The sequence below is a fragment of the Dyella sp. genome (genome assembly GCF_035277725.1).
In the GTDB taxonomy this organism is placed as follows: Bacteria; Pseudomonadota; Gammaproteobacteria; order Xanthomonadales; family Rhodanobacteraceae; genus Dyella_B.
The window spans coordinates 1-14,052 of sequence record NZ_DATEJY010000214.1 but is presented as its reverse complement, the minus strand read 5'-3'; the positions used below and the strand labels follow the sequence as shown (position 1 = coordinate 14,052).

At 62.5% G+C, this 14,052-nt stretch carries 9 protein-coding genes; 7 read left to right on the top strand and 2 right to left on the bottom strand.

Features of this window, described 5'->3' with window-relative positions:
- Nucleotides 1-245: 245 nt before the first annotated feature.
- The 6 genes from rpoH to VJR68_RS17925 all read left to right on the top strand — a co-directional run bounded on the left by rpoH (nt 246) and on the right by VJR68_RS17925 (nt 9,451).
- A complete protein-coding gene (rpoH, locus tag VJR68_RS17950) occupies nt 246-1,103 on the top strand; it encodes an RNA polymerase sigma factor RpoH (protein WP_324149928.1) in 858 nt (285 codons plus the stop codon).
- A gap of 103 nt (nt 1,104-1,206) precedes the next feature.
- Complete coding sequence (locus VJR68_RS17945) at nt 1,207-1,881, top strand: response regulator transcription factor (protein WP_324149927.1); 675 nt, start codon at nt 1,207-1,209, stop codon at nt 1,879-1,881.
- The gene (locus tag VJR68_RS17940; RefSeq protein WP_324149926.1) at nt 1,874-3,265 is read left to right on the top strand and encodes a HAMP domain-containing sensor histidine kinase; all 1,392 of its coding nucleotides are present in this window, start codon (nt 1,874-1,876) and stop codon (nt 3,263-3,265) included. The genes VJR68_RS17945 and VJR68_RS17940 overlap by 8 nt, the downstream gene beginning before the upstream one ends.
- A 289-nt stretch (nt 3,266-3,554) precedes the next feature.
- Nucleotides 3,555-6,791: an efflux RND transporter permease subunit gene (locus VJR68_RS17935; RefSeq protein ID WP_324149924.1), complete on the top strand. Its 3,237-nt coding sequence runs from the start codon at nt 3,555-3,557 to the stop codon at nt 6,789-6,791.
- The gene (locus VJR68_RS17930) at nt 6,781-7,992 is read left to right on the top strand and encodes an efflux RND transporter periplasmic adaptor subunit (RefSeq protein WP_324149923.1); all 1,212 of its coding nucleotides are present in this window, start codon (nt 6,781-6,783) and stop codon (nt 7,990-7,992) included. Before VJR68_RS17935 ends, VJR68_RS17930 begins: the two co-directional genes overlap by 11 nt.
- Nucleotides 7,976-9,451, top strand: a complete 1,476-nt coding sequence (locus tag VJR68_RS17925; protein WP_324149921.1) for an efflux transporter outer membrane subunit — start codon at nt 7,976-7,978, stop codon at nt 9,449-9,451. Before VJR68_RS17930 ends, VJR68_RS17925 begins: the two co-directional genes overlap by 17 nt.
- Nucleotides 9,452-9,538: 87 nt before the next feature.
- Here the strand turns inward: VJR68_RS17925 and VJR68_RS17920 are convergent, their stop codons facing one another.
- Nucleotides 9,539-11,713 carry a primosomal protein N' gene (locus tag VJR68_RS17920; RefSeq protein WP_324149920.1) on the bottom strand — a complete coding sequence of 725 codons (2,175 nt, stop codon included), beginning with the start codon at nt 11,711-11,713 and terminating at the stop codon, nt 9,539-9,541.
- A 378-nt stretch (nt 11,714-12,091) separates the two neighbouring features.
- The gene (locus VJR68_RS17915) at nt 12,092-13,249 is read right to left on the bottom strand and encodes a DUF3667 domain-containing protein (protein ID WP_324149919.1); all 1,158 of its coding nucleotides are present in this window, start codon (nt 13,247-13,249) and stop codon (nt 12,092-12,094) included.
- Nucleotides 13,250-13,785: 536 nt separating this feature from the next.
- Here VJR68_RS17915 and VJR68_RS17910 point away from each other — a divergent pair.
- On the top strand, nt 13,786-14,052 hold a 267-nt coding region (locus VJR68_RS17910; RefSeq protein ID WP_324149917.1), incomplete at its 3' end, for an MATE family efflux transporter.

Sequence of the window (14,052 nt, the reverse complement as noted above, 5' to 3'; positions counted from 1 at the left end):
GCCAATCGCTATCTGGAAAGCCGCGGGCAGGCGCCGATCGACTGGTCCCTGCCGCCCCGGAGCCAGCTGGAAGCCGACGGCGGCTGAATCCGCGCTCCGGGCCTGGACTGGACGTGGCCCCTCTATTCCTGTACGATTCGGTTCAATAAAGCAGCCGGGACTTCCCGCTGAGGAACTTCCCGACCGCTTTAGCACTCTCACCGAGGGAGTGCTAAGCTGAATTCAATCCTCAGGAGGATCCACACATGTCTCAAGCTTTGGTGACCGCCAATCTGCCGGTGCCCAGCGTCGTCGGCAGTCTGGATGCTTATATTTCGGCGGTTCACCGCATCCCGGTGCTCAGCCAGGAAGAAGAGCAGGCGCTGTCGCGCCGCTACCAGGAAGGCGACGACCTCGCCTCCGCCCGCAAGCTGGTGATGTCCCATCTGCGCTTCGTGGTCCATGTGGCCCGCGGCTACAGCGGCTACGGCCTGCAGATCGGCGACCTGATCCAGGAAGGCAATATCGGCCTGATGAAGGCGGTCAAGCGCTTCGATCCGGACCAGGGCGTGCGCCTGGTCAGCTTCGCGGTGCACTGGATCCGCGCCGAAATGCACGAGTTCATCCTGCGCAACTGGCGCATCGTCAAGGTGGCCACCACCAAGGCGCAGCGCAAGCTGTTCTTCAACCTGCGCAAGAGCAAGAAGCGCCTGGGCTGGATGAACGCCGAAGAAGTACGCATGGTCGCCAAGGACCTGGGCGTGCCGGAAGCCACCGTGCGCGAGATGGAATCGCGCCTGTCCGGCCGCGACATCGGTTTCGAAGCCCCGGCCGATGCCGAAGAAGACGCCAAGCCCGCACCGGAAGCGTTCCTGATCGACGAAGGCGCCGATCCGTACGACAACGTGGCCGAGGCCGACCAGACCGACAACCAGCTCGATACCTTGTCGAGCGCGCTGGAAAAACTGGACGAGCGTTCGCGCGACATCATTCAGCGCCGCTGGCTCAACGAAGACAAGGCCACGCTGCAGGATCTTGCCGATGAGTACGGTGTTTCCGCCGAACGCATCCGCCAGGTCGAAGCCAACGCCATGAAGAAAATGCGCGCACTGTTCGCTGCCTGAAGCGGGACTGACACGCGGTGATCAAAGGGCCTCCCCCGTGGAGGCCCTTTTGTGTTTGGCGCCGCTGTGGTTAAGTGCCGCGACCCTTAGCGCGCAGACGGCCATGCCCCATATCCTGGTCATCGAAGACGACGAGATCACCGCCCGCGAAATCGCGCTCGAGCTGGCTGCGCACGGCATCAGTGCCGACCGTGTTCACGACGGTCCCCAGGGTTTTCAGCGCGCGCTGGAGCCACGCTACGACGCCATCACGCTGGACCTGATGCTGCCAGGCATGGATGGCCTCACCCTGGTGAAGCAGCTGCGCGAGCGCGGCATCACCACGCCGGTATTGATGATCAGTGCACTCGGCGACGTGGACGAGCGCGTGCGCGGTCTGCGCGCTGGTGGCGATGACTACCTCACCAAGCCGTTCGCGCCGGATGAAATGGCCGCGCGCATCGAAGTATTGCTGCGCCGGCACCGGCAAGAGCACCCCGCGCAAACCAAGCTGCGCGTCGCCGACCTGGAACTGGACATGATCTCGCGCACCGCCCGCCGCGGCGCACGCGAGCTCACCCTGCTGCCCACCGAATACCGCCTGCTGGAATTTTTGATGCGCTACCCCGGTCAGGTGCTGACGCGTGCGATGATCTTCGAAAGCGTGTGGGGTTTGCGTTTCGATCCGGGTACCAACCTCATCGACGTGCATATCGCGCGCTTGCGCCGCAAGGTCGATGGCGAAGGTGATCCCGTGTTGATCCGAACCGTGCGCGGATCGGGATACCGCATTGGCTAGCCAGGCAAAAAGCTGGTCCATTCACTGGCGCGCGACCACCTCGCGCCTGCTGCTTGCCTATGGCGTGTTCTTCGTCATCTGGGGCATGGTGCTGTTGGGCTTCATCTATTGGGAAACCCGCCATTACCTGGAAAACCGCACCGATACACAACTCCGCCAGCAAGTTGGCTACCTGCGCAGTCTCGATGAAGACCACATGCTGGTCGCCTTGAACGACTACGTCGTGCTCGAAGAAACCAACTACAACGCCTGGGGTTTGTTCGATGCCCGCGGCAAGTGGTTGTACGGCGACATCCTGCAGATGCCACCCGGCGTCCAACCCGATGGCGCCACCTTGCGCCTGCCCACTGAAGAAGTGGTAGGCGGTCCGTTCGCGCCCAAAACCTCGAAGCTCTCAGTGATTGCAGCACGGCTCGCCAATGGCCAGATCCTTGTGCTCGCACACACCACCCGCATCGCGGCCCAGGTTGGCAGCATCATCTGGCACGCGCTGTGGTGGGGACTTTCCTTCACGCTCGTTCCCGGCCTGATCGGCGGCCTGATCCTCAACCGTGCGCCACGCCGCCGCATCCGCCAGATCGAATCGGCCACGCGCGTGATCATGCAGGGCGATCTACGCCGACGCTTGCCGGTCAGCCATCGCGGCGATGAACTGGATCGTCTTGCCGCCATCGTCAACGACATGCTCGACCAGATCGAGCGCCTGATGGGCGAAGTAAAAGGCGTTTGCGACAACATCGCGCATGATCTGCGCACACCGCTTACGCGACTGCGCTCGCAGCTGTATCGCGTCGAGCAGCAGATGCAGGAAGACGACCCGCACGCCACGCTGGTCGAGCAATGCGTGAGCGACATCGATGAAGTGCTGGCACGTTTCCGCGCACTGCTGCGCATCTCCGAACTGGAAGACCGGCGCCGGCGCGAAGGCTTCGTTGCCGTCGATCTGGGACAGACGCTGCAACACGTGCATGAGCTGTATGCGCCGCTGGCTGAAGACCAGTCTTTGCAGTTCGTGTTGCAGACCGAACCGAATCTGCTTGCGCAGGCCGATCCAGATCTTCTGTTCGAAGCGATCGGCAACCTTGTCAGCAATGCGATCAAGTTCACGCCGCCAGGCGGAAACGTCGTGGTGAGCGCCCAGCGCACCGAGCCTGGCATCGCGCATATCGAAGTGGAGGATAGCGGCCCCGGTATTCCCGAGGTGCAGCGTCACGCCGTATGGCAACGCTTCTATCGCGGTGAAGGTGGCATCGATACCGCCGCAGGCCACGGCCTGGGTCTCAGTATCGTCGCCGCGATTGCCAAGCTGCACGACTTCGATCTGCACATCGAAGGTGGCCAGGGCGGTACGCGCATGGTCATGGTGTGCCGCTTGCTTTCATAAAAGGTTTTCGATTGCCGGAAACTCTTGCTCGTCATTCCAGCTTTCGCTGGAATGACGGGTTGGGGTTCACGCTTAAGAGTTTTAAGCGCGAACGTAGGCTGGGATGAAATCCCAGCATCGTCATGCCTCCTTATGCTGAGATTTCATCCCAGCCTACCTATGACCGCAGCATGACAATTTCCATGAAACTTTTTTCATGAATGAAACAATCTTCATGCCAGTGAAAGGTGCTGCGTCGAAGCGATCGAGATAATAGGCACCGTCGTCAAAGTACGCTGGAAGCCATCGCATGCTCGGCCTGGTCCGCATCGCACTCGCGCGCCCCTATACGTTCGTCGTCCTTGCGTTGTTCATTCTGATTGTCGGTCCGCTGGCGGCGCTGCGCACGCCCACCGACATCTTCCCGAACATCGGCATCCCCGTGATCAGCGTGGTGTGGAGCTACAACGGCCTGTCGCCTAGTGCGATGTCCGGCCGCGTGATCTACTACTACGAGCGCTCGCTCACCTCCACGGTCAGCGACATCGAGCACATCGAATCGCAGTCGTTGCCCAGCATCGGCGTGGTGAAGATCTTCTTCCAGCCGGGCGTGGATGTTCGCACGGCCACCGCGCAGGTCACCTCGATCTCGCAGACCGTGCTCAAGCAGATGCCGCCGGGCATCACGCCGCCGCAGATCATCAACTACAACGCTTCCACCGTGCCGGTGCTGCAAATGGCGCTTTCCAGTACCAAGCTGGGTGAGCAGACGATCCGCGACCTGGCGCAGAACTTCCTGCGTCCCACGCTGATTTCCGTGCCCGGCACGGCCATTCCCACGCCCTATGGCGGCAAGCAGCGCCAGGTGATGCTCGATCTCGACACGCAAGCACTCGCCGCCAAGGGTCTATCGGCCCAGGACGTCGGCAATGCGCTGGCCGCGCAGAACCAGATCGTGCCGGTCGGCGACATCAAGATCGGCAGCAACGAATACACCGTCGAGCTCAACGACAGCCCCACCGCGATCGAGGAACTCAACAACCTGCCGATTAAGACCGTCGATGGCGCCACCATCACCATCGGCCAGGTGGCACATGTGCGTGACGGTGCGCCACCGCAGAACAACGTGGTACGCGTGGATGGCCACCGCGCGGTATTGATGCCGATCCTGAAGGGCGGCAACGTCTCGACGCTGGACGTGGTGGCCGGCATCAAGAAGCTGCTGCCTCTGGCGGAGGAGACGCTGCCACCCTCGTTGAAGGTCAAGTTGCTTGGCGACCAATCAATCTTCGTGCGCAGCGCGATCGCATCGGTGGCGCGCGAAGGCATCATCGCCGCCTTGCTGACCTCGGTGATGATCCTGATATTCCTCGGCAGCTGGCGCTCCACCGTGATCATCGCGGTATCGATTCCGCTTGCCGTGCTTTCTGCCATCGCACTGCTTGCGGTATTCGGGCAAACCCTCAACGTGATGACGCTCGGCGGCCTGGCGCTCGCGGTGGGCATCCTGGTGGACGACGCCACCGTCACCATCGAGAACATCAATTGGCATCTGGAGCACGGCAAGGACGTGGAAACGGCGATCATGGACGGCGCCAGGCAGATCGTGACGCCGGCGTTCGTATCGCTGTTGTGCATCTGCATCGTGTTCGTGCCGATGTTCATGCTCAACGGCATCGCCGGCTTCCTGTTCCGGCCGATGGCGCTGGCGGTGATTTTCGCCATGGCCTCATCGTTCCTGCTTTCGCGCACCTTGGTGCCGACGATGGCGATGTACCTGCTCAAGCCGCACGTGACGGAACGCGGGGCAGGTGACCATCCGGAAGATGCGTACATCAACCATCACGAAGGCGATCAGCATCCGCCGCGGAAGCGCGGTGTGCTGCGCAGTGCGCTGGTGTCTTTCCAGCAAAATTTCGAGCACCGCTTCTCCAGGTTCCGCGATGTGTATTACGGCACGCTGTCGTTGGCGCTGGCGGCCCGCCGCCGTTTCGTGATCGGTTTCCTGGCGGTGATACTGGTGTCGTTCGCGCTGGTGCCATTCCTTGGGCGCGATTTCTTTCCCACCACGGATTCCGAAGCCATCGCCATCCACGTGCGCGCCCCAGTCGGTACGCGCATCGAAGACAGCGCGGCCGAGTTCGATCATGTCGAAGCCGCCATCCGCCGCGTGATTCCGCCGGATCAGCTCGACAGCATCATCGACAACATCGGTTTGCCGCTCAGCGGCACCAACATGGTCTACAACAACAGCGGCACCATCGGTCCGCAGGATGGCGACATCCAGGTGTTGTTGAAGGAAGGCCATGCGCCCAGTGCGCAGTACGTGAAGACCTTACGTGGCGTGTTGCCGCGTGAATTCCCGGGAACCACCTTCGCGTTCCTGCCGGCCGACATGGTCAGCCAGATCCTCAACTTCGGTGCACCGGCGCCGCTGGACGTGAAGATTTCTGGCCGCAACAACGCAGCGAACGAAGCGTATGCACTTCAGTTGCTGCGCAAGATGCGTGAGATTCCCGGCATTGCCGACGTACGCCTGCAGCAATCGACCGGCTCCCCCCAGTTGAATGTCGATGTGGATCGCGTGCGTGCCGACGAACTGGGCATCACCGAGCGTGATGTCACCAACAGCATGGTCGCTTCGCTGGCAGGCAGTCTGCAGGTGGCACCGGTGTTCTGGCTCAATCCCAAGAATGGCGTGTCTTACGCGGTCGTGGCGCAAACGCCGCAATACCGCATCGACTCGCTCTCCCAGTTGCAAAGCCTGCCGGTCACCTCGTCGGCCACAGGCGGACAGCAGATCCTCGGCGCGTTGGCGACCATCAAGCGCACGGCCAGCCCGGCGGTGGTGACCCACTACAACATCGCGCCGTCGTTCGACATTTATGCGGCCGTGCAAGGGCGCGACCTTGGCGCGGTCTCCAGCGATATCCAGCGTGTATTGAAGGCAGAGGCCAACAGCCGGCCCAAGGGCTCCATCGTGCAGCTGCTTGGCCAGGTGACCGCCATGAATACGGCGTTCTCCGGTCTGCTGTTTGGCCTGCTCGGTGCGATCGTGCTGATCTACATGCTGATCGTGGTGAACTTCCAGTCCTGGCTCGATCCGTTCGTGATCATCACCGCGCTGCCCGCGGCATTGGCCGGCATCGTGTGGATCCTGTTCATCACGCACACCACGCTGTCGGTACCGGCGCTCACCGGCGCGATCATGTGCATGGGTGTGGCGACGGCCAACTCGATTTTGGTGGTGAGCTTTGCGCGCGAACGTCTCGCCGAACACGGTGATGCCGTCAAGGCAGCGCTGGAAGCCGGCTTTACGCGCTTCCGTCCCGTGTGCATGACTGCTCTGGCCATGATCATCGGCATGCTGCCGATGGCGCTCTCGCAAGAGCAGAACTCGCCGCTGGGCCGCGCCGTGATCGGCGGCCTGCTGTTCGCCACCTGCGCCACGCTGCTGTTCGTGCCGGTGGTTTTCAGCATGGTGCATGGCCGCGAGCAAGACGCTACGGATTTGAACTCTGTTCCGGGAATTCCCCATGTCGCATAACCCCGCCCACGTACAAGTCGTGCAGAACCCCCCTCGCCTGAAAGCGGTTGGCATCGGTGGCGCCGCGCTCGCGCTGCTGGCTGTCGCGCTTGGTTTAGGCATCCGTTTCCACCAGCATCATGAACTGGTGCAGTGGACCGATGCGCAGCTGATTCCCAGCGTTCGTATCGTGTCGGCGGCCGACCCTGCCAAGGAACACACCATCATGCTGCCCGGCCATCTGCAGGCCTGGTACAGCGCGCCGATCCATGCGCGTGTCGGCGGCTACCTCAAGGCCTGGTACAAGGACATCGGCGACAAGGTGAAAGCGGGCGAGGTGCTCGCCGTTATCGATACGCCGGAACTCGACCAGCAGTTTGAGCAGGCCAAGGCGGTACTGGTCAAGGCGCAAGCCGACGCCAATCTTGCCAACATCACGGCCAAACGCTGGCAGCATCTGCTCGGCTCCGATTCGGTCTCCAAGCAAGAGGCCGATGAAAAAACCGGCGAGGCGGAAGCGGCCCAGGCCACCGTGCTGGCGGCGAAGGCCGACGTGGATCGCTTGCAGGCGCTGGAAACGTTCAAGAAGATCGTGGCGCCGTTCGATGGCGTGGTTACCGCACGCCGCACGGACGTCGGCGATCTGATCACGGCCAACAACGAGAGCGGCCCCGAGTTGTTCACCGTGGCCGACACCAGCCGCGTGCGGCTTTATGTGCCCGTGCCGGAGGTGGATGCCAATGCGATCAAGCCGGGCATGAAGGTGACGCTCAACGTGCCGGAACTGCCGGGCCGCACGTTCCAGGCCACGTTGATCGGCAACTCCAATTCCATCAACCAAAGTTCAGGCAGCCTGCTTGCCCAGTTCGTCGCGAACAACAGCGATGACGCGCTCAAGCCCGGCGACTACGCCGACGTGCAACTGGGTCTGCAGGCGGACCCGCACATTGTCAGCGTGCCATCCAGCGCGCTGATCTTCCGCGACAAAGGCGCAGAGGTGGCAGTGTTCGGGCCGGACAGCCGCGCCCATCTGCACAAGGTGCACATCGCCGTGGACATGGGTACCACCTTGCAGATCGACCAGGGCCTGAGCCTGGACGATCGCGTGATCGAGAACCCGCCCGACTCGCTGATGGACGGCGACAAAGTTCACGTGGAAACCGATACCGACCAGCAACTGGCCGCGAACAATACGGGGAAGCAAGGTGAATCGGCACACTAAGCGCCTGCTTGTTGCACTCATGCTGGGGACGCTTGGCGGTTGCTCGCTGGCGCCCACTTATCACACACCCACGCTGCCGCCGATGCCGGCGAACTTCAAGGAAGGCGATACCGCGTGGAAGGCTGCTGCACCCGCGGACGAAACATCGCATGGCGACTGGTGGACGGTGTACGGCGACGGCACCCTGAGCCAGTTGGAAACCAAACTCGACACCGACAACCCGAGCCTGGCAGCTGCCTTGGCCCGGTACGACGCTGCGCGTGCCTTCGAAAGCCAGTTCAGTGCAGGCTTGTTTCCGCATCTGGATATAGCGGCCAATCCGGTACGCGCACGCCAGTCGAACAACCGTCCTCTGCGCGGCAGCAACCAGCCCAACGAATACGACAGCGACACGGTCGGCATCGGCGCCAGCTACGATCTCGATCTGTGGGGCCGCATCCGCAACGAAGTGAGCGCAGGCCACGCGCTGGCGCAAGCTGCACAAGCCGATCTCGCTTCGGCCAAGTTGAGCCTGGAGGCGCAGCTTGCCGGCGATTACGTGCGGCTGCGCGGCTACGACATCCAGGTGCGCATCCTGCAAGACGCGTTGAATGCTTATCAGCATGCACTCGTGCTCACGGAGAATCGCCACAGCGGTGGCGTGGCCTCCGGGCTGGACGTATCGCGCGCGCAGTCGCAGCTTGATGATGCGCAAGCGCAAGTCACCGACGTGCTGGCGCAGCGCGCATTGTCCGAGCATGCGATTGCCGCGCTCGTCGGTGAACCCGCATCGAGTTTCTCGATCGCGCCGGAGCAGGATCAACTCAAGGTTCCGCTGACGCCTGTCGGTGTGCCTTCGACCTTGCTGGAACGGCGACCCGATATCGCTGCAGCAGAGCGGCGCGTGTTTGCCGCCAACGCCGGCATCGGCGTGGCACGCGCGGCGTTCTTTCCCGACATCAGCCTGCAGGGCAACTATGGTTTTCAGAACACCGGCATGGACAACCTGCTCGCCATCGGCAATCGCTTCTGGGCGCTGGGGCCGCTGGCGACGTTGAATCTGTTTGACGCCGGCTTGCGCCGCGCCGAGTTGCGCGAAGCGCATGCGCAATTCGCGCAGACTTCCGCCAACTATCGCCAGACCGTGCTTACCGCGTTCCGCGAAGTGGAAGACGATCTGGCGCTGCTGCAGCAACTGGGCCTCGAAGCCAGGCAGGAAGACCAGGCGTTTGCCGCCGCACAGCAGACCTTGAACATCGCCACTAACCGCTATCGCGAAGGCATCGTGAACTATCTCGACGTAGTGGTTGCGCAAACGGCTGCCTTGTCGGCGCAGCGCAATGCGGAGACGATTCGCACGCGGCGCTTGCAGGCGAGCGTGGATTTGATCCGCGCGATCGGTGGTGGATGGACGCGCGATGCTGCCGGCATCGAAGGCAACGCAACCGCCCAAACTTCGCAATCCATGCAGGCACGTTGAGCACGTAGGCTGGGATGCCAATCCCAGCATGCATGAGGTCCCAGGAAAGCTGGGATTGTCATCCCAGTCTACGCACCAGGCGGTCGCTCAGTACAAATCAATCGGATCCACATCCAACGACCAGCGCACCTTGCGCGCACTCGGCAGCTGCGCCAACTGCACCGACCATGGTCGCACCGCTGCATGCAAATCACGCCGGCTGGCCGATTCAATCAACAATTGCCCACGCTGACGTCCCGCACGCAATGGCATCGGCGCTGGCATCGGTCCGGCAATCTGCAATGCATCGCCAGCGGGCAACGCGGCGCATGCCTCGGCAAGAAATGCATCCACCGCCGCGCGCTGGTGCGCATCGCAACGCAATAGCACTTGATGGCCGTAAGGCGGCAATCGGGTTTGCCTGCGTTCTGCGAGCAAAGTCTTTGCCGCAGCGGCGTAGCCTTGCGCCAGCAAGGTATGCAATAGCGGGTGGTCGGGATGATGCGTCTGCAACAACACCCGCCCCGGTTTGCGCGCACGCCCAGCACGGCCGGCCACTTGCACCGTCAATTGCGCGAGACGTTCGCCGGCGCGGAAATCGACGCTGAGCAAACCTTCGTCCACGCCGACGATGGCCACCAAGGTGAGGTTCGGCAGATCGTGACCTTTGGCCAACATCTGCGTGCCGACCAGGATGGCCGGAGCGTCTTCGGCCAAGCTGCCCAATAGTTGCTCGAACGCATCGCGCCGACGCGTGGTTTCGCGATCGATACGCAACACCGGCACTTGCTGGAAATGCGCGGTAAGCGCTTCTTCCAATCGTTCGGTGCCTTGGCCTTGCGGTTTCAAATCCTGGCCGCCACACGCGGGGCAACTCGGCGGCGCGGGTGCTTGCAGATCGCAGTGATGGCAAACCAGCTTGCGCCACGCGGCATGCAAGGTCAGCGGATGCTCGCAGCGCGGACATTCCGCGTGCCAGCCACAGTGGTGACACAACAGCACCGGCGCATAACCGCGGCGATTGCGAAACACCAATACTTGCTCGCCACGCGCAATGGTTTCGCCCACGGCATGCAGCAGAGCCGGCGACAAGCCGTGTTCGAGCCGTTGCGCGCGCATGTCGATGATCTGCACCTGCGGCGGATGCGTGGCCGCGGGACGCGAACGCAAATGCAGCGCGCGATAGCGGCCGGCCTCGACGTTGGCCAGGCTCTCCAGCGATGGCGTGGCGGAGCCGAGCAGTACCGGCACCTGCAAGGCACGCGCGCGCACCAAAGCCAGATCGCGCGCGTGATAGCGAAAACCTTCCTGCTGCTTGTAGGCGCCATCGTGTTCTTCGTCGACGATGATCAAGCCGGCATGCGGCAGCGGCGTGAACACGGCCGAGCGCGTACCGAGCACCACCTTCGCCTCGCCCGCACGCATGCGCAGCCACGCACGCGCGCGTTCGCCTTCGGCCAGGTTGGAGTGCAGCACTTCCACCGGCACGCCCAACCGCTCGCGCAGGCGGCGCACGGTTTGCGGGGCCAGGCCGATCTCCGGCACCAGCAGCAGCGTCTGCTTGCCTTGTGCCAGCGTGCGTTCGATCAACGACAGATAGACCTCCGTCTTGCCGCTACCGGTAATGCCATCGAGCAGGAACGGCTGGAAGCGGCCGAACGCTTCCGTCACCGCGGCGATCGCCGTTTCCTGTTCGGTGTGCAGCGCAAGCTTGGGCGCATGGGGAAAGAAATTGGGCGCCGGAGCCGGTTCGCCGCGCTCGATCAAGTCGGCGTCGGCCAAGCGCCGCGCGGCCGGCCGCCAGTCGGGCAAGGATGTATCCAGTTCGGCGGCTGACAGGGGCGCGGCGAGCAAGGTCTGCAACAGCACCCGACTGCTGCCACGCCGGCTACCGGCGTCCAGGGCGCTACGGCCGGCGATCGTCAACTGCCAGATCGGTTCCTGGGTTTCCGGCAACGGCTTGTCTTCGCGCAGCAGCAGCGGCAAGGCATTGGCATACGCCTCGCCCGGGGCACCCAGCCAGTAGTCGGCGGCCCAGGCCAGGGTCTGCATCAGTTCGGCATCCAGCAGCGGCGCGTCATCCAGCACGCGCAGCACGCGCTTGAGTTTTGCGTTGCCCACTTGTGCGGGCACATTTACTTGCACGACCACGCCCACTGACTTGTTACGGCCAAAGGGCACAAGCACGCGGCTGCCGGCACTCGCCGTGCCATTGGCTGGCGGCAGGTAGTCGAACAAGGTGGGGAGGGGGACCGGCAGGGCGATGCGAAGAACGAATGGCATGGCTGAGTGTATCGTGCGCGACCGTCGGAACTGCCGGGCTCGGCCTGTAGGCAACATGGGCGGCGAGCTTGCCGGCGATTGCTAGGCTGTCATCTAGGAAAAACGCCTAAGTGACTCATCGGCACATGTTTTTTCGCTTATCCACAAGAGCTGTGGATAAGTCTGTGGATGTGCCGTTGAGAGGAGGCCGTTTCGCGCATCAAACCGGCCCTTGTGACAGGCTGTTCAACTTTTGACCACATAAAAATTGCTATACACATCAATGAGTTGAAAGTGCGGGTTAGTCGTGTTTCAACTGGGCTCACAGACTTGACACACGAGTATGTCAATCCCTTGACGCTGTGCAAAACCGCTGTTCCGCGCGTTCGAAAATGACAGTCAGTGGGCCAAGCCAAGGGTTGCCGCGATCGTCAGCATCAGCAGCAACAGCCAGAAATAGAACCACCCTACGCACCAGTATTTCAGCAGCGTCATCGCCCAGCCCTGGCGGTAGACCCGCTTCTGCATGATCAACAGGTAGGCCGGCACCCACAGGATCAACCCCATCTGCAGCAGGCCGGCCACGTAGCCGGCCCAGACGGCGATCGGCCTCAACCAGGTGTTGAGCATGCCGGCGATCACGATCAGCAGCAGGCTCACGAACAGGAAGGCATGGCTGTGCAGGGAGACGATCAGGTGCTCCATATAGAGCCGCCGCTTGAAGATGTAGAACAGCTTCAGCAGCAGCGCGAACACCGGCACGAGCACCAGCATGGTGCCGGGCAGTGCGCCATAGATGCCGGCCTCCAGGTGCTCCCAGGCTTCGCGGCGTTCGGCGGTCGTGCCTCGCTTGAGCGCATGGAGGTTGTTCCGGATGTGACCGGCGAACTCGGTCAGGCGCTGATTGGCAAACGCCGGCAACCAGCCGATATGGATCGGCTGCGCCGGCGTGCTGGTGCCCTCGACCTGCGCCTCGGCGGGTTTGACGGCGGTCGATGCGCCGGCTGGCGCACCCAGCTCAGTCAGGCGCTCGTTCGCCTGCGCGCGCAGTTTCTGTTCGGTCTGATCGATCTGCGCCACGATGGCGGCATTGCCGATCGCGCGCGTGGCTTCCAGCGTCTGCAGCTTGGTATCCAGCTGGCGCCGAACCTCCTGCGGCGTTTGCGCCTGCGAGAAATCGGCGCCCTGGTCGATCACCACGGCACTGTTCTGATGGCGGTGTTCAATGCGTTGCGCAATCACATCCGTGGCGAGGTGCAACACGAAAAACGACAGCAGGCACAGCACGAACATCAGCCGGAACGGCGCGATATAGCGCACCCGCCTGCCGCTGAAATATTCCAGGGTAAGGTAGCCGGGTTTGAGGAACAGCGCCGGCAGCGTGTGCAGGATGCGTCCGTCGATATGCAGAAAGGTTTCGAAGAATTCCTCGAACAAACCATGCACCGGCCGCAGCACGCTGTGCACGGATTGGCCGCAGTGATGGCAAAACTCGCCCTGCAACGGCGCCTGGCAGTTGGCGCAGAGCGCGCCTTCGTAGGAAATCAAATCCTTCATGCGAGCGTTCCCCTGGTGCAGCGTTGAATCTTGGCGGCTATCTGGGGAATAGGGAATAGGGAGTAGGGAATAGCGAACCTGGTGAGCGTCATGCCTCAGCCAGGCCATTCACTTCCTATCTCGTCGCCCCGGTCCAGGCCAATGCTCCGAACTTAAGGGTTTTCAACCGCTGGAAACTCTTGTTCGTCATTCCAGCGAAAGCTGGAATCCAGTGCCTTTGAGCCCAAAGTCGCTGGATTCCAGCTTTCGCTGGAATGACGGATTTGAGTTCTGTGGGAACTGGAAGAACCTTAAGTTCGGAGCATTGCGGCGAAGGCCGGGGCTCAGCGTCTTTCGCTTTAAAGTCGCTAGGCCCCGGCTTTTGCCGGGGCGACGAGGCTCTTGCAAGATTTCGCGGTAGGTTCCAGCTGAGACACGACGCTAATCAGGCTTAGGGAATCGCAAAGGCGAACAGTGCGCGTGCTTGGCTTTTTCTAATCCCTCAATCCCTATTTCCTTACCCAAGCTACAATGGCCGGCCCTGAGAATTTCCACCCATGAAACGCCTTCACCTCGACCGAGCCCGGGTCTGGCGGGAGATCGGTGCCACCGTGCACCTCGCCCTGCCGCTGATGCTCGCCCAACTCGCCGCCATCGGCAGCAACGTGATCGACGCGGTGCTCGCCGGTCACGTCGGCGCGCACGTGCTGGGTTCGGTGGCGGTGGGTGCGAGCATCTGGTCGCTGGCGATCGTCAGTGGCATCGGCATGATGATGGCGGTGCCGCCGTCGGTCTCGCAGCTCGATGGTGCGGGTCGCCGTCAC